A 20096-nucleotide genomic window follows, 5' to 3' on the forward strand; every position below is an offset into this window, starting at 1 on the left:
TAGGCGAATAATGAGAAAAGTATGACTTTTGTCCTTTTTTTGACCGCTTAGGCATCAAGTCGTCTTTTTTTGAAAAATTCTACTTGTCAGCGTAATAACGTTTCGCTAGTATTGCTCGGCCTTCGATAAGGAGGTCGCTAGCCTTGTTCAAAAACATCAAAAAGTTTTCGAGCGGCGCTGGCTCAACAATTTGGAACATAGGTGGAAATCATGTTTACAGTTCTACTTGTGATTTACCTGTTGGCAGCGGTTGGTGTAATCGGCCTAGTGCTGATTCAACAAGGTAAAGGCGCAGATATGGGAGCCTCATTCGGTGCAGGCGCATCAAACACAGTGTTTGGCGCAAGCGGCTCAGGTAACTTCCTAACCCGAATGACTGCAATTTTTGCAACAGTATTTTTCATCCTTAGCTTAGTGCTAGGTAACATGTCGACTCATAAAACTGAATCTCAGTGGGTTGACCCGACTCAAGGTCAAGTTATCCAACAAGCTGATGATGCTGCGAGTGAAGTTCCAGCCCCTACAGGCGACGAAATTCCTCAATAAGCTAAAGATTTAGCTGCCGAGATGGTGAAATTGGTAGACACGCTAGCATGAGGTGCTAGTGCCTTAGGTGTGAGGGTTCGAGTCCCTCTCTCGGCACCATTGTTTACAAACTTGTAAAACACCTTGGAGAGCGTATAATGCTCGACAAGTCGGACGCGGGGTGGAGCAGCTTGGTAGCTCGTCGGGCTCATAACCCGAAGGTCGTCGGTTCAAATCCGGCCCCCGCAACCAATCCTTTACTGGATGTGGACAAGTTTGCACAGTCGCTAATAGCAACTGTGAGTTAAGCAAACTTTAATTGCTTAACACATCAGGGTCCAGCATCAAAAAACCCCGACTTTCGGGGTTTTTTGTTATCTAAATTTCTGTATCGCAGAAATTTGGACATTGCTTGGAATTTAAATTGGGCTCTGAGCCCTTTTTTTGTTTCTGGAGTGGTTTAAATGACTGGTTTAGAAAGACAACTTACTGAAATGCTTGAAGCTCCAGTAGCAGCATCAGGTTATGAGTTAGTTGGATTAGAATTTATTCGCGCAGGCGAACATTCAACGCTACGTATCTTTATTGACCATGAAAATGGCATCACTGTGGATGACTGTGCAGAAGTTAGCCGTCAGGTTAGCGCAGTAATGGACGTTGAAGATCCAATCACCGTGGCTTACAACCTAGAAGTGTCTTCTCCAGGTTTAGAAAGACCACTTTTCAAAGCAGCACACTATGAACAATTTATTGGTCACGAGGTAAGCATCGTTTTGAAAATGGCTGTTGGCAACCGTCGTAAGTGGAAAGGTGTTATCCACGCTATAGAAGGTGAAACAGTAACAGTTACTGTGGACGGCAACGCTGAAGAGTTTGCTTTGAGCAACATTTCAAAAGCTAACCTGATCCCTAAATTTTAATTAAGGTCTTAGAGGCTATTTAAAATGAGTAAAGAAATTTTAGCGGTAGCAGAAGCGGTATCGAACGAAAAAGGGGTACCTCGTGAGCGCATCTTTGAAGCCCTAGAGATTGCTCTAGCTACATCTACAAAGAAAAAGCACGAAATCGAAATCGATGTTCGTGTTGAAATTGACCGTAAGACCGGAGAGTTCGATACTTTCCGTCGTTGGTTGGTTGTTGAAGACGTTGAAAACCCAACAAAAGAAATTTCACTTGAAGCTGCACAGTTTGAAGATGAAACTATTGAGCTGGGTGATTATGTTGAAGACGAGATCGAATCCGTCACGTTTGACCGTATTACGACGCAAACTGCAAAGCAAGTAATTGTACAAAAAGTACGTGAAGCTGAGCGCGCACAGATCGTTGAGCAGTTCATCGACAATGAAGGTGAATTGGTTACTGGCGTAGTGAAAAAGGTTAATCGCGATACCATCGTTCTTGATCTAGGTAATAATGCTGAAGCGGTAATCTTACGTGATGACCAGCTTCCTCGTGAAAACCATCGTCCAGGTGACCGTGTTCGTGGTCTTCTTTATCGAGTAGCGCCAGAAGCGCGAGGTTTCCAATTATTCATCACGCGTTCTAAACCAGAGATGCTGGCAGAACTATTCCGTGTTGAAGTGCCGGAAATTGCAGAAGAGATCATTGAACTGAAAGCTGCAGCTCGTGATCCAGGTTCTCGTGCGAAGATCGCTGTGAAAACAAATGACAAACGTATTGACCCTGTTGGTGCGTGTGTAGGTATGCGTGGTGCACGTGTACAAGCGGTTTCTGGCGAGCTAGGTGGCGAGCGTATTGATATCGTGCTTTGGGATGATAACCCAGCTCAGTTCGTTATCAATGCAATGGCTCCGGCTGATGTGGCTTCTATCATTGTTGATGAAGATGCGCACGCAATGGACATCGCGGTTGAAGCGGATAACCTAGCACAAGCAATCGGCCGTAATGGTCAAAACGTCCGTTTGGCTTCTCAACTTACGGGTTGGGAACTGAACGTGATGACAGTTGAAGACCTACAGAAAAAACATGCTGAAGAGTCTCAAGCGTCGATCGAAAACTTCATGAAGTATCTAGATATCGAAGAAGATTTCGCTCAATTATTGGTTGAAGAAGGCTTTTCTACTCTGGAAGAAGTCGCTTACGTACCTGTAAACGAACTTCTTGAAGTGGATGGTCTAGACGAAGACTTAGTTGAAGAACTACGTAGTCGTGCTAAAGATGCCCTTACCACCCTAGCACTAGCTCAAGAAGAGTCTTTTGAAGGCTTAGAGCCAGCAGAAGATTTGCTTGGCCTTGAGGGGCTAGAGCGTGAGATGGCATTTAAACTAGCGGCTAAAGGTGTAGCAACACTGGAAGACCTAGCAGACCAAGGTATTGATGACCTAGAAGGTATCGATGGCCTAACTGAAGAACGTGCGGGTGAGCTTATTATGGCAGCTCGTAACATCTGTTGGTTCGGCGAAGACGCATAATATTCAGCAAGGAGGAAGCGGCATGACACAAATTACTGTTAAAGCACTGAGTGAAGAAATTGGTACACCAGTTGACCGCTTATTAGAGCAACTTGCTGATGCTGGTATGACAAAAGCGAGTGCAGATCAGGTGACTGAAGAAGAGAAGCAAAAGCTTCTTACCCACCTGAAAAAAGAGCACGGTGATACTTCTGGTGAAGCTGAGCCAACTCGTTTAACTCTACAGCGTAAAACTCGCAGCACACTCAGCGTTAATGCTGGTGGCGGCAAGAGTAAGGATGTTCAAGTAGAAGTGCGCAAAAAGCGCACTTATGTGAAGCGCAGCACTATCGAAGACGACGCAAACCGCGAGGCTGAGGAAGCAGCAAAGCGTGAAGCTGCAGAGAAAGCACAACGCGAGGCCGAAGAAAAAGCGAAGCGAGAAGCGGACGCAAAACGTGAAGCTGAAGAAAAAGCCAAACGCGTACAAGCTGATAAGGCTAAGAAAGACATGAATGCAACAAAAAGTGCAGAAGTGAACGCGCAAGCGAAACAAGAAGCTGACGAACTGAAACGTCGTCAGGAAGAAGAAGCACAGCGTAAAGCGGAACAAGAAGCAGCTAAGCTTGTTGAAGAAGCTCGTAAGCTGGCGGAAGAAAATGAAGCTCGCTGGAGTGAAGCGGAACAGAAGAAGAAAGAGCTAGAAAACTCTGACTACCATGTCACGACTTCATCTTATGCACGTGAAGCAGAAGATGCCGCTGACCGTCGTGAAGAAGGTGGCCGTCGTAAGAAGAAGAAGAAAGCTTCTGGCAACGATGAGCAAAACAACCGTGGTGGTCGTAACCAGCGTGGCGGTAAGGGTCGTAACAAAGGTAAACTGGCGAAACCTGCTTCAATGCAACAAGGCTTCGATAAGACAGCAACGGTTGCTAAAGCGGACGTTGTTATTGGTGAAACTATCGTGGTTTCTGAGCTGGCAAGCAAAATGTCAGTAAAAGGCACGGAAGTCATCAAAGTTATGATGAAGATGGGCGCTATGGCGACTATCAACCAGGTTATTGACCAAGAAACAGCGGCACTTGTTGCTGAAGAAATGGGCCATAAAGTTATCCTGCGCAAAGAGAATGAGCTTGAAGAAGCGGTATTGTCTGATCGTGATAGCAACGCAGAAGCGGTTCCACGTGCACCAGTTGTGACTATCATGGGCCACGTTGACCATGGTAAGACATCGACACTAGACTACATCCGTAAAGCACACGTTGCTTCAGGTGAAGCGGGCGGTATTACACAGCACATCGGTGCATACCACGTTGAAACTGAAAACGGTATGATCACTTTCCTTGATACTCCTGGACACGCGGCGTTTACCGCAATGCGTGCTCGTGGTGCTCAAGCGACAGATATCGTTGTTCTAGTAGTTGCAGCAGACGATGGCGTAATGCCACAAACCATCGAAGCGATCCAGCACGCGAAAGCGGCAGGTGTGCCTCTGATTGTTGCTGTGAACAAGATCGATAAAGAAGATGCGAACCCAGATAACGTGAAGAATGAGCTAGCTCAGTATGACGTTATTCCTGAAGAGTGGGGCGGTGAGAACATGTTTGTTCACATCTCTGCCAAGCAGGGTACCAACATTGATGGTCTACTAGAAACTATCCTTCTACAATCTGAAGTTCTTGAGCTTACAGCGGTAGAAGAAGGCATGGCATCTGGTGTGGTTGTTGAATCTCGCTTAGATAAAGGTCGTGGTCCTGTTGCTACTGTACTGGTTCAGTCTGGTACGTTGAACAAAGGCGATATTATTCTTTGTGGTCAAGAATATGGCCGTGTTCGTGCAATGCGTGACGAGAATGGTCAAGAGATCTTTACTGCGGGTCCATCTATCCCTGTAGAAATCATCGGTCTGTCAGGTGTGCCAGCATCTGGTGACGAAGCAACCGTTGTACGTGACGAGCGTAAAGCGCGTGAAGTTGCTAACTACCGTCAAGGTAAGTTCCGCGATGTGAAACTAGCACGTCAACAGAAAGCCAAACTTGAGAACATGTTCTCTAACATGGCTGCTGGTGAAGTTGCTGAGCTTAACGTGGTACTTAAAGCTGACGTTCAGGGTTCGGTTGAAGCAATCGCAGATTCTCTAGTGAAACTTTCTACTGACGAAGTGAAAGTGAACATTGTGGGCTCTGGTGTAGGCGGTATCACGGAAACGGATGCCGTTCTAGCTGCCGCGTCGAATGCTATTATCCTAGGCTTTAACGTTCGTGCTGATGCGACAGCTCGTCGTGCTGTAGAGAACGAAAACCTTGACCTACGTTACTACTCAATCATTTACCAATTGATTGATGAAGTGAAACAAGCCATGGGTGGTATGCTTGCTCCAGAATTTAAGCAAGAGATCATTGGTCTTGCTGAAGTACGTGATGTGTTTAAGTCACCGAAACTGGGTGCTATCGCAGGTTGTATGGTTACGGAAGGCCTTATCAAACGTAACAACCCTATCCGTGTACTACGTGATAACGTTGTTATCTACGAAGGTGAGCTAGAGTCACTGCGTCGCTTTAAAGATGACGTTCAAGAAGTTAAGAACGGCTACGAATGTGGTATCGGCGTTAAGAACTACAATGATGTTCGCGTTGGTGACCAAATCGAAGTATTTGAAGTCGTTGAAGTGAAACGTACTCTAGACTAATTGACTATAATTACAGGCTTACTTATTGATAGTTAAGCCGTAATTGGTTGTTGAATACGCCATGGGGGGTTGGAATTTATCCATCCCCCCATTCTTTCTAATAAGAGAAAAGATATGTCAAAAGAATTTAGCCGAACGCAGCGCGTTGCACAGCAGCTGCAAAAAGAACTTGCGATGATCCTTCAGCGTGAAGTTCGTGATTCTCGCTTAGGTATGGTGACCATTTCTGATGTAGAAGTGTCGCGTGACCTAGCTTATGCCAAAGTGTTTGTCACTTTCCTTTGTGTGGGCGAGCAAACACCAGAGTCTTGCCTAGAAGCACTACGTGAGCATGAAGTGCACATCCGTATGATGCTAGGTAAGCGTATCCGTTTACGCTTGACTCCTGAAATTCGCTTCCATTACGACAATACACTTGTCGAAGGTATGCGTATGTCTAATTTGGTCAGTGAAGTGATCAGTGAAGACAAACGAAAACAGCAAGATGCTGGTCGTGAAGATGAGAATTCGGAAGAAGGTAACGCGTAATGGCTCGTCGTCGTAAAGGTCGTCCAATTAATGGTGTTGTCCTTTTAGACAAGCCAACAGGTATTTCATCGAATGATGCTCTGCAGAAAGTAAAGCGCATCTATTTTGCTGAAAAAGCCGGACATACCGGCGCTCTGGATCCTCTCGCGACAGGCATGTTACCCATCTGCCTTGGTGAGGCAACCAAGTTCTCTCAATTTCTATTAGATTCAGATAAGCGTTATCGAGTGATCGCTAAACTGGGTGAGCGAACTGACACCTCTGATTCCGATGGAGAAGTGGTTGAAACTCGTCCAGTTAGTGTTTCATTAGAGCAACTTGAAAAGTGTATTGATAAGTTCCGAGGTGAATCTGATCAAGTCCCATCGATGTTTTCAGCATTGAAATACCAAGGGAAGCCACTTTACGAATATGCTCGTCAAGGTATTGAATTACCTCGTGAATCGCGAAAAATCACTGTATACGAAATTATTCTGCATCGTTTTGAGGGTGATGAAGTTGAAATGGAGGTCCACTGCTCAAAAGGGACTTACATTCGTACTATCGTTGATGACCTCGGTGAAATGCTGGGATGTGGTGCCCACGTTACTATGCTACGTCGTACTGGGGTTGCGAAATACCCATATGAGAAGATGGTCACTTTAGAGCAGCTTAATGAACTTTTAGAGCAAGCGCATCGTGATGAAGTCGCGCCTAAAGAGTTGCTTGACCCTCTACTACTGCCAATGGACACTGCCGTTGAAGATTTACCTGAGGTGAACCTAAACGCTGAGCTAACAGATTTAGTGCAGCATGGTATGCCAGTACAAGTACTCGGTGCTCCAGAAGGGACTGCGCTGCGTATGACGTCTGGTGACGAGAAGCTTTTTATTGGTGTTGCTGAGGTTAATGATGATGGTAAAGTCGCGCCAAAGCGTTTAGTTGTTTTTCGTGGTGACGCTGAGTAATCACTAATTACGAGTACAAAAACCGAAGCTTAGTGCTTCGGTTTTTTATTGTGCAAAGAAACGCTCTACTCTATAAGGTTGCTGGCTTGAAGAGCTTCTCTCAGTTGTTCAGCACGTTTACGGTTCACGCCAAAGTCTGAATAGCCAACGCGAGACTCGGAACGAACAATCAACTGATCGCCTTCGAGCTTGAGTTCTAAATCGTCCACAAAGCGCATGATCTTGGATGTGCACTCGATTCGCAGATAATTGCCTTCTTTCACCGCTGCCTTCGCGCCTGACAGTTCAAGTGCCACTTGCTCAATGGCATCGATGTTTGCGGATTCGGTTAAGGTGAATGGTGCTAGGTTGTATTCTTCACGTGTGTCTTGGGTAGAAACGCAGTTTGGTTTGTCACCACAAGGTAATTGAGAACGATCCGTCATGGTTGTGACTCCTTGGCTACAAGCAGTTAAGCCGAGCAAAGTGATAGAAAGGAGAGCGGCTTTTTTCATTGTTTTATTCCTTATATTACGAACTTAATTATATGTAATAAAAGAAAAAAGGATCCAATTGTAGGATCCTTTTTGAGACGTTAGCTGGGATTAAACTTCAAGGTAATCGAGAATGCCTTCCGCCGCTTTTCGACCTTCATCAATCGCAGTGACGACTAAATCTGAGCCTCGTACCGCATCGCCACCCGCAAAGATCTTTTCGTTGCTGGTCTGGAATTGGAACTCTTGTTTCGCAGGAGCTTTGATACGCCCCCATTGATCCAACTCGACATCAAATGGTGCTAGCCAATCCATTTTGTGCGGCTGGAAACCAAACGCCATGATCACGACGTCTGCTGGTAGAACGTGCTCACTGCCTTCGACGGGTTCTGGACGTCGGCGGCCTGCATCATCAGGTTCACCAAGGGCAGTTTTCACCACTTTGACCCCTGAGACTTTGCCTGACGCATCCACTTCAATTCCTAAAGGCTGAAGGTTGAACATGAACTTCACGCCTTCTTCCTTGGCATTTTTCACCTCGCGACGAGAGCCTGGCATATTGGCTTCATCACGACGGTAAGCACATACAACGCTTGACGCGCCTTGGCGGATAGAGGTACGAACACAGTCCATCGCGGTATCACCACCACCGAGTACCACTACGCGTTGCTTTGCCATGTCGATAAAAGGTTGGTCGTGCTCCAAGTCCATGACCTTGTACGTATTTGAAATCAAGAATGGCAGAGCATCGTAAACGCCCGGCGCACCTTCATTTTCTAGTCCCGCACGCATGTACTTGTAAGTACCAACACCCAAAAAGACCGCATCGTACTCATCAAGTAGCTCTTGCATTTGCACATCTTTACCTACTTCGACATTCATCTTGAACTCAACGCCCATCTCGGTGAAGACGCGACGACGGTTTTCCATCACGCCTTTTTCAAGCTTGAATGAAGGGATACCGAAGGTCAGTAGTCCACCAATTTCAGGGTAGCGATCAAATACGACAGGTTTGACGCCATTGCGCACTAGGATATCAGCAGCGGCCAAGCCGGCTGGGCCTGCGCCAATGATGGCGACCTTTTTATCGGTCCATTCCACCTTCGACATATCTGGCTTCCAACCCATTTCGAAAGCTTTGTCGGTAATGTATTTTTCAATGTTACCTATGGTGACAGCGCCAAAGTCATCATTGAGAGTACAAGAGCCCTCACACAGGCGATCTTGTGGACAAACTCGACCACAAACTTCAGGTAAGCTGTTGGTTTGGTGGGACAGCTCAACAGCTTCAAGAATACGGCCTTCATTGGCAAGCTTTAGCCATTGTGGGATGTAGTTATGGACAGGGCACTTCCATTCACAGTAAGGGTTACCACAATCTAAGCAGCGATCCGCTTGTGCAGTCGCTTGTTGCTTGGTAAATGGCTCATAGATTTCAACGAACTCGATCTTCCGAACTTTGATAGGCTTCTTCGCAGGATCTACGCGTTGAACATCGATAAATTGATAAACGTTCTGACTCATGATTCAAACATCCTCCATGATTACTGGGCTTGAACGCGCAGTTCTGCGGCACTGCGACTCTGGTGACCAAGTAGCGTACGCAAATCCGCCGCTTGAGGCTTCACCAAGTAGAACTTTGGAATCCATTCATCAAAGTTCGCCAAGATATTTTCTGCGTGGCTAGAGCCAGTTTCTTCAAGATGCTCGGCAATTAGACCACGTAAGTGCTCTTGATGTATGTAGAGATCCGACAAAGAAATCGCTTCAACGGATTCATTGTTCACGTGACCTTGGAAGTCTTGGTTTTCATCCAAGACATAAGCAAAACCGCCCGTCATACCTGCGCCAAAGTTCACGCCGGTCGCGCCAAGAATGGCAACAATACCTCCGGTCATGTACTCACAAGCGTTATCGCCAGCGCCTTCAATGACGGCAATCGTACCTGAGTTACGTACGCCGAAACGCTCACCGGCTTTACCTGCGGCAAACAACTTACCGCCAGTTGCCCCGTACAGACAGGTGTTACCAATGATGGTCGCCTCATTACACTTAAATGCAGTGCCAAGGTGAGGTTTGATAACTACCTTACCGCCAGCCATGCCTTTACCTACGTAGTCGTTGGCATCACCAGTGAGGTAAAGCTCTACGCCACCCGCGTTCCAAACGCCAAATGACTGACCTGCAGTACCATCTAAGTGCAGTTTGATTGGCGTTGCCGCCATGCCTTGATTGCCGTAGCGCTGAGCGATTTCACCGGATAGGCGAGCACCCACAGAACGGTCGGTGTTGATCACGTTGTAGAAGAAGCTAGCAGATTGACGTTTCTCAACCGCTTGCAGCGCATCTTCAATGATCTTGTTGTTTAGCTCTGCTTTATCAAATGGTGTGTTTGGCTGTGTCCAGTAAAGAGGGTGTCCTTCTGGAGAGACTGGTGCCTCGAGGATATTCGACAAATCCAGCTTGGTTTGTTTTGCTGTCAGACCTTCAACGGTTTCCAACAAATCGGTACGACCAATCAAGTCAGTCAGTTTTTCAACACCAAGTTCAGCAAGTAATCCGCGCACTTCGTCCGCCAGACCGATGAAGTAGTTCATCACCATTTCCGGCAGGCCCTTGAAGTACTCTTTACGCAATGTCTCGTCTTGAGTTGCAACGCCAGTAGCACAGTTGTTGAGGTGACAAATACGTAGGAACTTACAACCCATTGCCACCATTGGTGCAGTACCAAAACCGAAGCTTTCGGCACCGAGAATCGCCGCTTTCACCACGTCTAGCCCCGTTTTTAGACCGCCATCTACTTGTAGACGGATCTTATGGCGTAGACCATTGGCAACCAGTGCTTGTTGTGTCTCTGCCAGTCCCAATTCCCAAGGGCTACCTGCGTATTTCACTGAAGTTAATGGACTTGCTGCGGTACCGCCGTCGTAACCCGAGATGGTAATAAGATCAGCGTAAGCTTTCGCGACACCTGTTGCGATGGTGCCGACGCCTGGTTCAGAAACTAATTTCACCGAAACCAGCGCATTTGGATTGACCTGTTTTAGGTCGAAGATAAGCTGAGCTAAATCTTCAATCGAATAAATATCATGGTGCGGAGGAGGGGAGATCAGAGTCACCCCTTGTACCGAATAACGCAGTTTCGCGATTTCTGCGGTGACTTTGTGTCCCGGTAACTGGCCACCTTCACCCGGCTTCGCCCCCTGTGCCACCTTGATTTGCAGTACATCTGCATTGGTAAGGTAGTGAGGCGTTACACCAAATCGCCCAGAAGCAATCTGCTTGATACGTGAGTTACGCTCTGTACCGAAGCGACGTGGATCTTCACCACCTTCTCCTGAGTTAGAGTAGCCACCGAGACGGTTCATCGCTGTTGCAAGTGCTTCGTGCGCTTCTGGGCTAAGTGCGCCAATGGACATCGCCGCAGAATCAAAGCGTTTGAAGAGCTCAGTGCTAGGTTCGATTTGCTCAAGTGGTAGCGGTGAGTCTGATTTTTTCAGCGCCATTAAGTCACGCAGCATGGCAACAGGGCGTTGGTTCACCTGCTTAGCAAAGCTCTGATAATCGTTACTTTCACCTGATTTCACCGCAGTTTGCAGTGTGCCAACCACGTCTGGGTTGTAGGCGTGATATTCACCACCGTGGACATATTTCAATAAGCCACCATGCTCGATGGCTTTTCGTTTCGCCCAAGCTTTACGAGAAAGGTTGTACAAGTCTTGTTGGAAGTCATCGAAGTTCGCGCCTTCAATACGAGTCGTCACGCCTTTAAAGCATAAGTCGACCACTTCTTGGCTTAAGCCAACCGCTTCAAATAGTTGTGAGCAGCGGTAAGAGGCGATGGTAGAAATCCCCATTTTCGACATGATCTTGTACAGACCTTTGTTGATGCCGTATTGGTAGTTTTGCATCACATCGCGATAGTCTTTTTCTAGCGCTTTATCATCAATCAGCTTACCTAGCGCTTCATAAGCAAGGTATGGGTAAATAGCAGTGGCACCAAAGCCAAGCAAGACGGCAAATTGGTGTGGGTCACGTGCAGTGGCTGTCTCAACAACAATGTTGGCATCACAACGTAAGTTGGCATCAATCAAGCGAGTTTGAACCGCACCGACTGCCATGGCTGCAGGAATTGGCAGTTTGCCTTTGACTAAAGCGCGATCTGAAAGCACGACTAGAACCGTGCCTTCACGCACCACTTGTTCTGCTTGCTCACACAGATCATCAATGGCTTGTTTGAGATCTTTCTGTTGTGGATCGTAGTTGATATCGAGAATGGTATTACGGTAGTGATCATCACCAAGCTCGAGTAACTGTTGCATGTCTGAGTAAAGCAATACTGGCGAATCGAAGGTCACTCGGTAGGCGTGGCCATCGGTTTCACAGAAGACGTTCATCTCCTGACCAATACTGGTCGCCAGTGACATTACGTGTTTTTCACGCAATGGATCGATTGGCGGGTTGGTTACCTGAGCGAACTTCTGGCGGAAGTAGTCCGTTACCAAGCGCTCTCTAGAGGATAAGACGGCCATCGGGGTGTCATCACCCATGGAGCCGACCGCTTCTTGGCCCATATCACCAAGGACACGCAGTACTTGATCGACCTCTTCATTGCTCATAGCGAATTGCTTTTGATAAGTCTTAAGCAAGTCTTCATCAAAGCTACGTTCACCCACTTGATCTTCAGGTAGCTGAGCAAAAGGTGTGAGTTTGCGAACGTTGTTTTTCATCCATTCGCGATAAGGGTGACGAGATTTCAGGTCGTTATCAATCTCGCTCGATTGCCAAAGCTTACCTTTTCTAGTGTCGATAACCAGTAGTTCACCTGGACCAACACGGCCTTTCTCGGCAACTTCATCTGGAGCGTAATCCCAAATCCCCACCTCAGAAGCCAGAGTGATCAACTTGTCTTTGGTAATCACATAGCGTGCAGGACGCAGACCATTTCGATCTAGGTTACAGGCAGCGTAACGGCCATCGGACAGTACGATACCTGCCGGGCCATCCCATGGTTCCATATGTTTGGAGTTGAAGTCGTAAAACGCTCGCAGATCCGGATCCATATCTGGGTGGTTTTGCCATGCTGGTGGCACAAGCATGCGCATCGCACGGAAAATATCCATACCACCAGCTAAAAAGAGATCCAGCATATTATCTAGGCTGGAAGAATCTGAACCTGTCTCGTTCACAAATGGCGCCGCAGTTTGTAAGTCAGGTAGTAGTGGTGATGAGAACTTGTAAGCCCGAGCACGAGCCCATTGGCGGTTACCTTCGATAGTGTTGATCTCACCATTGTGAGCAAGGTAGCGGAATGGTTGAGCCAGCGGCCAACGAGGTTGAGTATTAGTTGAAAAACGTTGGTGGAACAGGCAGATAGCGGATTCCATGCGTAGATCAGCAAGATCAAGATAGAAGCGCGGTAAGTCCGCCGGCATGCACAAGCCTTTGTAGACCAGAACTTGTGTCGACAAGCTACAGATGTAGAAATCTGGATCTTCGGTGATTTGTTTCTCGATTCGACGACGTGCGATGTAGAGGCGACGTTCAATGTCACGCTCGCGCCAACCTGCCGGAGCAGAGATAAAGACTTGCTGAATGTTTGGAAGTGAATCGGCGGCTATTGGGCCGAGTACTTCTGAATTAGTTGGTACTTCACGCCAACCCGCAACAGTTAATGTCTCTTGTGCGAGTTCTTTGTTGACGATGTCCTTGGCAAGTTGGGCTTTGATCGGGTCTTGATTGAAGAAAAGCATCCCTACGGCATATTGCTTGCCAAGGTTAAAGCCACTTTCTTCAGCGATAAGGCGTAAATAGGAATCGGGCTTTTGTAATAGAAGGCCACAACCATCACCGGTTTTACCATCAGCGGCGATACCACCACGATGAGTCATGCGATCTAATGCCGAAATTGCCGTACGAACCAGTTTGTGACTTGGTTGCCCATCCATGTGCGCAATCAGACCAAATCCACAGTTGTCTTTCTCAAGACTAGGATCATATAAAGCCATTGCAATTCTCCCTTTGCTTCTCTGTCTTCTAGACAGAACTACCAACATGATAAGGGTTGGTATATATGACTAATTATGCTTTTAATTTGTTAATTTTTGCATAAATAAACACAAAATCTTCTTTATTATTTTACAAAATAAGATGAATTCATTTTCATCGACTTCACAACGTATAGCTTATGATAGAAAAGGTCAAGTTTTTGGTGATTTATCACGCCAATGTTCTATTTACCACTTAATAATCTGAAAACTTCTTTCTTATCATATGGATACACTTTTCATTGTTACACTTTTTTAACAATTGAATCTGGCTTAAATAAAAAAGGCCAGCACATTGTGCTGGCCAGAATGGAAAGTTTGGAAGGATTGATTAGCTATTTGTTTAATACCCAGAATCATTCATTATTGGTTAGTTCTGGGGATTATTTGGTTTACGCAGACAGCATCAGTGAATCCGCTTTTGCTTCTAGGTTTGTGCCACCCATTAGGTAATCATCGATAGCACGGGCACATTCGCGACCTTCGTTGATACAACGAACCACCAAAGATTGGCCTGTTCGCATATCTCCAGCAGCAAATACACCTTCTTGGTTGGTAGCAAAATCTTGAGTTGCTACGTTACCACGATCATCTAGCGCGATATCCAGTTGAGCAAGTACGCCTGTTGGTTCTGGGTGTAGGAAGCCCATAGCTAGAAATGCCATATCACACGGGATAACACGCTCGCTGCCTTCTACTTCTTTAAAGCTTGGACGCTCGCCAGGTTTCGCATCTTGCCAAACGATATCAGCTAGACGAAGGCCAGTGACTTCACCTTTGTCATTGCCAATGAACTCTTTGGTTAGGATGTTCCAGTGACGATCAACGCCTTCTTCATGAGATGTCGAAGTGCGCAAGATCATTGGGTACTGTGGCCATGGCATATTAGCAGGACGTTTTTCTGGTGGAATCGGCATGATTTCCACTTGAGTTACACTTGCTGCGCCGTGACGGTTTGATGTACCCACACAGTCTGAACCTGTATCACCACCACCGATAACCACAACATGTTTACCCGCAGCGTGAATTTCTTCCATTTTAAGGTCCATGTTATTGGCGCGACGGTTGTTTTGACCTAGGAATTCCATCGCGAAGTGAACGCCTTTTAGTTCACGACCCGGAACGGGCAAATCACGTGGAACGGTTGAGCCACCAGTTAGCAGAACCACATCGAACTCTTGACGCAGTTGCTGAGCATTTACATCAACACCGACGTGTTGGTTTACTTTAAACTCAACGCCAGCTTCTGCCATGAGGTTGATCTTACGATCAATCACGTCCATACCTAGTTTGAAATCTGGAATACCAAAACGTAGCAGACCGCCTACTTTCTCGTCTCGCTCGAAGACGGTCACAGTATGACCTGCGCTGTTTAGCTGCTCAGCCGCCGCAAGGCCAGCAGGACCCGAACCGATGATCGCAACGGTTTTACCTGTGCGAGAACGTGGTGTTTTTGGTTTGGCGTACCCTTCACGATACGCCGTTTCTACGATGGTTTTCTCGATATTACAGATGGTGATTGGATCTTGGTTGATACCAAGTACACAAGCACTTTCACACGGAGCAGGGCAAACACGACCAGTAAACTCTGGGAAGTTATTGGTTGAGCTCAGAATGTTCCATGCTTCTTCCCAGCTATCACGATAAACCGCGTCGTTAAACTCTGGGATGATGTTACCGATAGGGCAGCCGTTATGACAAAACGGCACACCACAATCCATACAGCGAGAAGCCTGAGTATTGATCTTGTCACCAAACTCCTCGTTCAGAACGAACTCTTTGTTGTTCTTGATACGTTCAGCTGGGTCGATCTTCTGTGGTAGTTCACGACCATGCTCTAAAAATCCAGTAGGCTTACCCATTATACGGCCTCCACTTGAGTTTCGTTTCCTTGAGACTGTGCTTCAGCTTTACGCTTTTGAAGAACCGCTTTGTAGTCACGCGGCATTACCTTAACCATAGAGGCTAGGCTTGCTTCAAAGTTGTCTAGGAAAGACTGAGCGACTTCACTTCCTGTGAATTGAACATGCTTAGTTAGCATGTCGAGTAATAGATCTCTGTCTTCTTGCTCGATTGGATCTAGGTCTACTAGCTCTGGGTTCAGTTTTGACTCAAAGTCGCCTGATTTATCCCATACGTAAGCCACGCCGCCACTCATACCTGCGGCAAAGTTACGACCTGTTGAACCAAGGATGATGGCTGCACCGCCAGTCATGTATTCACAACCGTGGTCACCGACGCCTTCTACTACGACTTTCGCACCTGAGTTACGAACACAGAAACGTTCACCAGCCATACCGCGAATGAAAGACTCACCCGAAGTTGCACCGTAGAAACACACGTTACCAACCACGATGTTGTCTTCTGCGACAATGCTTGATTTCGCGTCTGGGTAAAGTACTAACGTACCGCCAGATAAGCCTTTACCCCAGTAGTCGTTCGCGTCGCCTTCCACTTCGAACTTCACGCCCTTAGCTAGGAATGCACCGAATGACTGACCCGCAGAACCTTTGAACTTCACGTTCATTGGCTGAGGTAGGCCGGCATCTTTGTACACTTTCGAGATTTCGTTCGACAGCATGGTACCTGCAGAGCGGTCCGTGTTGACGATAGGGAACTCGGCATTCACTGCTTCGCCTTTCTCGAGTGCAGGAATCGCTGCTTGAATCAGCTTACGGTCTAGTACTTCTTCTAGGTTGTGGTTCTGCTCTGCTTGGTTGAATACGCCGTCCGCTTCGCGTGGTTGTTCAACGTGGAGAACAGGGGACAGATCTAGATTCTTGTATTTCCAGTGAGAAACGTCTTGGCGAATCTTCAGCTTCTGACCTTGACCGACCATCTCATCGATAGTGCGGAAGCCAAGTTCAGCCATGATTTCACGCAGACCTTGTGCCATGTATTGGAAGAAGGTTACGACGTCTTCAACGCGACCATCAAAGCGCTCACGAAGCGTCTTGTTTTGAGTTGCGATACCGACAGGGCAGGTGTTCTTATGACACTTACGCATCATGATACAACCTTCAACCACCAAGGCTGCGGTTGCCACGCCCCATTCTTCTGCACCGAGTAGTGTTGCCACTGCAAGGTCGCGAGGTGTCTTCATCTGACCATCTGCTTGAACCACGATACGGTTACGTAGACCGTTCTTCAGTAGCGTTTGGTGTGTTTCTGCCAAACCTAGCTCCCAAGGAAGACCAGTATGACGGATTGAAGACATTGGGGATGCACCTGTACCGCCGTCGAAACCTGCGATAAGTACAACGTCCGCTTTCGCTTTCGCTACACCAGAAGCGATCGTACCTACGCCAGCTTCCGATACTAGTTTCACGTTTACACGACCTGCGCGGTTCGCATTCTTCAAGTCGTAGATCAGTTGAGCCAAATCTTCGATTGAGTAGATATCGTGGTGTGGCGGTGGCGAGATAAGGCCAACGCCCGGAGTCGAGTGACGTGTTGCACCGATCCAGTCATCTACTTTATCGCCTGGTAGCTGACCACCTTCACCTGGCTTCGCACCTTGAGCCATCTTGATTTGTAGCTCATCAGCGTTGGTTAGGTAGTAAGAGGTTACGCCGAAACGACCTGAAGCCACCTGTTTGATTGCTGAGCGTTCCCAGTCGCCGTTTTCTTTGCGTTCGAAACGCATTGGGTCTTCACCACCTTCACCAGAGTTTGATTTCGCGCCAAGACGGTTCATCGCAACAGCCAGTGTGGAGTGTGCTTCGTAAGAAATAGAACCGAATGACATTGCACCTGTCGCGAAGCGTTTCACGATGCTCTCAATTGGCTCGACTTCGTCGATAGAGATAGAACCGGCTGGGTTCTTAATGAATTCTAGCTGGCTACGCAGGGTTACCGCGTTGTCGCCTTGCTTATCTACGGCTGTCGCGTACTGCTTAAACTGATCGTAGTTCTTGTTGCGCGTTGATTCTTGCAGTAGAGAAATGGTTTCTGGGTTGAAGAGGTGCTTCTCACCACGCTGTTTCCATTGGTAAACACCACCAACATCCAGCATTTGAATTGGGATTTCGCGTTGGGGGTAACCGATGCGGTGACGGATCAGCACTTCTTTGGCAATATCATCAAGGGTGAGACCTTGGATACGAGAAACCGTACCTGTGAAGTACTTGTCGACCACTGACTTGTGGATGCCCAACGCTTCGAAGATTTGTGCACCGTGGTACGACTGTAGCGTTGAGATACCCATCTTCGAGAAGATCTTTAGAAGACCGCCATTGATCGCTTTACGGTAGTTGTTGAACAGATCGCGAGGGTTCGCTTCTGGATCCAACTTCTTAGTACGTTGAAGCTCAATGATGGTTTCAATTACTAGGTATGGGTTAACTGCGTTTGCACCGTAACCAAGTAGCGTTGCAAAGTGGTGCGTTTCACGCGCATCACCAGTTTCAACCACGATGTCACACTTCGCGCGTAGACCTTTGCGGATCAAGTGGTGGTGCACTGCGCCAACTGCCAGCATTGCTGGGATCGCTGCGTGGTTTGAGTTCACTGCACGGTCAGTTAGTAGGATGATTGAGTAACCATCGATAACCGCGTCTTCTGCGTATTGGCAGATACGTTTTAGTGCACGCTCAAGCTTGCCTTGATCTTCATTAGCTTGGAATACGATATCCAGCGTCTTCGCTTGTAGGTGCTCGTTATCGATCGCACGCAATTTCTCAAGCTCAGAGTTCGCTAGAACAGGCGATTCCAATTCAACTTTCTGACAGTGAAGTGGTGTTTCAGTCAGAAGGTTTTGGTCTTTACCCAAGTAAGTGTTCAGTGACATAACCATACGCTCACGGATCGGGTCGATCGGTGGGTTGGTTACCTGTGCGAACAGTTGCTTGAAGTAGTTTGAAAGATGCTGAGACTGATGAGATAGAACCGCAAGCGGCCAATCGGCACCCATGGCTGATAATGGCTCTTTTGCGTCATTCGCCATTGGAACGATGATTTCGTTCACTTCTTCAGTGCTCACACCGAAAGCTTGCTGACGGTGCAACAAACGCTCTGGAGAAGGTTGGCTGAACTGGTTGCTCGCATCTGGCAGCTTCTTCAAGCTCAGTAGGTTTTCTTCTACCCACTTCTCGTAAGGCTGTGCCGTTGCGATGGTGTCTTTCACTTCTTCATCTGAGATGATGCGACCTTGCTCTAGGTCTGCAACAAAGATACGACCTGGTTGTAGACGACCGCGGAACTCTACGTTCTCTGGTTCAATATCCACAACACCAGATTCAGATGCCATCACTAGGAAGTTGTCTTTGGTTACTGTGTAGCGAGAAGGGCGCAAACCGTTACGGTCGAGTGTCGCACCAACTTGAACACCATCAGTAAAACATACTGAAGCTGGACCATCCCATGGTTCCATGATGTTTGCGTGGTACTGATAGAACGCGCGACGCTTAGGATCCATGTTTTTGTTTTCTTGCCATGCTTCCGGGATCATCATCATCAACGCATGTGGCAGGCTGCGACCAGAAAGAACTAGGAGCTCAAGTGCCATATCGAAGTTAGATGAATCCGAGCTACCTTCCTGACAGATTGGAAGAAGCATGTCGATTTCAGCCTGAGTAAACAGGTCTGATTCTAGGATTGCTTCACGGGCTTTCATCCAGTTCAAGTTACCGCGAACTGTATTGATTTCACCGTTGTGGGCAATGTAACGGAAAGGCTGTGCAAGACGCCATTTCGGGAAGGTGTTGGTAGAGAAACGAGAGTGTACAAGTGCTAGTGCAGTCACCATGGTCGGGTTTTGCAGATCAAGGAAGTACTGAGGTACTTGCTCGGTCGTTAACTGACCTTTGTACACCAATGTCTTGTAAGACATTGAGTTAATGTAGAAGTCGTCACCAATGTTCGAAACGCTTTCTAGGCAAACACGTACAGTGTAGTTACGAAGTACGTACAGTTTGCGCTCTAGCTCTTCAGGTGTGATGCCAGGGCCACCAGAGATAAACACATGCTCAAACTGAGGCTCTGTGCTTAGTGGGTCTGCACCGATCATTGAGTTATCGGTTGGCAATACACGGTAGCCGATAACTTCAAGATCTAGACGTTGTGCGTTACGTTCTAGAATGTCACGGCATTGCTCGCGTTTGTATTCGTCCTTCGGGAAAAGAACGACACCGACACCATACTTTTCAAACGAAGGCAGTTTAATGCCTAACTTAACGGCTTCTTCTAATAGGAATTCATGAGGTTTTTGTAGCAAGATACCTGCACCGTCGCCGCTGCATGGGTCACAGCCTTGACCACCACGGTGTTCCATGCGAGCCAGCATATCCAATGCTTGAGTCACAACTTCATGAGATTTACGGTTTTTCAGGTGAGCAACAAAACCGATGCCACAAGCGTCATGCTCCAGCTCAGGAGTATACAGACCTTGCGAATTTTGCTCTCTATCTACCATAGATACATCCTTCCAGTTCAATAGGCGCAAATGAGCTAGTCGAAACCAGTTTTGCGTCCAGTCC

11 protein-coding genes and 2 tRNA genes are annotated in these 20096 nt (G+C 47.3%); 8 read left to right on the forward strand and 5 right to left on the reverse strand.

Annotated elements, in window-relative coordinates:
- Positions 1–210 precede the first annotated feature (210 nt).
- The 8 genes from secG (at position 211) to truB (ending at position 7100) form a co-directional block, all read left to right on the forward strand.
- Positions 211–546 (forward strand): preprotein translocase subunit SecG, encoded by a 336-nt coding sequence (gene secG, locus L1D15_RS07100; RefSeq protein WP_006958051.1) that lies wholly within the window; start codon positions 211–213, stop codon positions 544–546.
- A 15-nt stretch (positions 547–561) separates the two neighbouring features.
- Positions 562–645 (forward strand) — tRNA-Leu (locus L1D15_RS07105).
- 55 nt (positions 646–700) lie between these two features.
- Positions 701–777 (forward strand) — tRNA-Met (locus tag L1D15_RS07110).
- A gap of 212 nt (positions 778–989) precedes the next feature.
- The gene (gene rimP / locus L1D15_RS07115; RefSeq protein ID WP_239837751.1) at positions 990–1445 is read left to right on the forward strand and encodes a ribosome maturation factor RimP; all 456 of its coding nucleotides are present in this window, start codon (positions 990–992) and stop codon (positions 1443–1445) included.
- Between the two features lie 24 nt (positions 1446–1469).
- Entirely contained in the window at positions 1470–2957 is a 1488-nt protein-coding gene (nusA, locus tag L1D15_RS07120) for a transcription termination factor NusA (protein ID WP_239875171.1), read from the forward strand.
- A gap of 22 nt (positions 2958–2979) precedes the next feature.
- The gene (gene infB / locus L1D15_RS07125) at positions 2980–5625 is read left to right on the forward strand and encodes a translation initiation factor IF-2 (protein ID WP_239875172.1); all 2646 of its coding nucleotides are present in this window, start codon (positions 2980–2982) and stop codon (positions 5623–5625) included.
- 114 nt (positions 5626–5739) lie between these two features.
- Complete coding sequence (gene rbfA, locus L1D15_RS07130) at positions 5740–6153, forward strand: 30S ribosome-binding factor RbfA (protein ID WP_239837748.1); 414 nt, start codon at positions 5740–5742, stop codon at positions 6151–6153.
- On the forward strand, positions 6153–7100 hold the full coding sequence (gene truB / locus L1D15_RS07135; RefSeq protein WP_239875173.1) for a tRNA pseudouridine(55) synthase TruB: 948 nt from the start codon (positions 6153–6155) through the stop codon (positions 7098–7100). Before rbfA ends, truB begins: the two co-directional genes overlap by 1 nt.
- A 65-nt stretch (positions 7101–7165) precedes the next feature.
- Here the strand turns inward: truB and L1D15_RS07140 are convergent, their stop codons facing one another.
- From L1D15_RS07140 to gltB (L1D15_RS07160), 5 genes are all read right to left on the reverse strand, one after another.
- On the reverse strand, positions 7166–7594 hold the full coding sequence (locus L1D15_RS07140) for a DUF1499 domain-containing protein (RefSeq protein WP_239875174.1): 429 nt from the start codon (positions 7592–7594) through the stop codon (positions 7166–7168).
- Between the two features lie 90 nt (positions 7595–7684).
- Positions 7685–9097: an FAD-dependent oxidoreductase gene (locus tag L1D15_RS07145; protein ID WP_239875175.1), complete on the reverse strand. Its 1413-nt coding sequence runs from the start codon at positions 9095–9097 to the stop codon at positions 7685–7687.
- 20 nt (positions 9098–9117) lie between these two features.
- Positions 9118–13581 carry a glutamate synthase large subunit gene (gltB, locus tag L1D15_RS07150; RefSeq protein WP_239875176.1) on the reverse strand — a complete coding sequence of 1488 codons (4464 nt, stop codon included), beginning with the start codon at positions 13579–13581 and terminating at the stop codon, positions 9118–9120.
- Positions 13582–14012: 431 nt separating this feature from the next.
- The gene (locus tag L1D15_RS07155; RefSeq protein WP_239875177.1) at positions 14013–15482 is read right to left on the reverse strand and encodes a glutamate synthase subunit beta; all 1470 of its coding nucleotides are present in this window, start codon (positions 15480–15482) and stop codon (positions 14013–14015) included.
- Positions 15482–20032 carry a glutamate synthase large subunit gene (gltB, locus tag L1D15_RS07160; protein ID WP_239875178.1) on the reverse strand — a complete coding sequence of 1517 codons (4551 nt, stop codon included), beginning with the start codon at positions 20030–20032 and terminating at the stop codon, positions 15482–15484. The genes L1D15_RS07155 and gltB (L1D15_RS07160) overlap by 1 nt, the downstream gene beginning before the upstream one ends.
- Positions 20033–20096: the final 64 nt, after the last annotated feature.

Source organism: Vibrio sp. Isolate25, assembly GCF_022398025.1.
In the GTDB taxonomy this organism is placed as follows: domain Bacteria; phylum Pseudomonadota; class Gammaproteobacteria; order Enterobacterales; family Vibrionaceae; genus Vibrio; species Vibrio coralliilyticus_A.

What these genes read in the sequence shown, in the direction of transcription:
- L1D15_RS07145 (WP_239875175.1), bottom strand. Translation starts at nt 9,097, where the DNA reads ATGAGTCAGAACGTTTATCAATTTATCGATGTTCAACGCGTAGATCCT.
- rimP (WP_239837751.1), top strand. Translation starts at nt 990, where the DNA reads ATGACTGGTTTAGAAAGACAACTTACTGAAATGCTTGAAGCTCCAGTA.
- nusA (WP_239875171.1), top strand. Translation starts at nt 1,470, where the DNA reads ATGAGTAAAGAAATTTTAGCGGTAGCAGAAGCGGTATCGAACGAAAAA.
- L1D15_RS07140 (WP_239875174.1), bottom strand. Translation starts at nt 7,594, where the DNA reads ATGAAAAAAGCCGCTCTCCTTTCTATCACTTTGCTCGGCTTAACTGCT.
- truB (WP_239875173.1), top strand. Translation starts at nt 6,153, where the DNA reads ATGGCTCGTCGTCGTAAAGGTCGTCCAATTAATGGTGTTGTCCTTTTA.
- gltB (WP_239875178.1), bottom strand. Translation starts at nt 20,032, where the DNA reads ATGGTAGATAGAGAGCAAAATTCGCAAGGTCTGTATACTCCTGAGCTG.
- rbfA (WP_239837748.1), top strand. Translation starts at nt 5,740, where the DNA reads ATGTCAAAAGAATTTAGCCGAACGCAGCGCGTTGCACAGCAGCTGCAA.
- gltB (WP_239875176.1), bottom strand. Translation starts at nt 13,581, where the DNA reads ATGGCTTTATATGATCCTAGTCTTGAGAAAGACAACTGTGGATTTGGT.
- secG (WP_006958051.1), top strand. Translation starts at nt 211, where the DNA reads ATGTTTACAGTTCTACTTGTGATTTACCTGTTGGCAGCGGTTGGTGTA.
- infB (WP_239875172.1), top strand. Translation starts at nt 2,980, where the DNA reads ATGACACAAATTACTGTTAAAGCACTGAGTGAAGAAATTGGTACACCA.
- L1D15_RS07155 (WP_239875177.1), bottom strand. Translation starts at nt 15,482, where the DNA reads ATGGGTAAGCCTACTGGATTTTTAGAGCATGGTCGTGAACTACCACAG.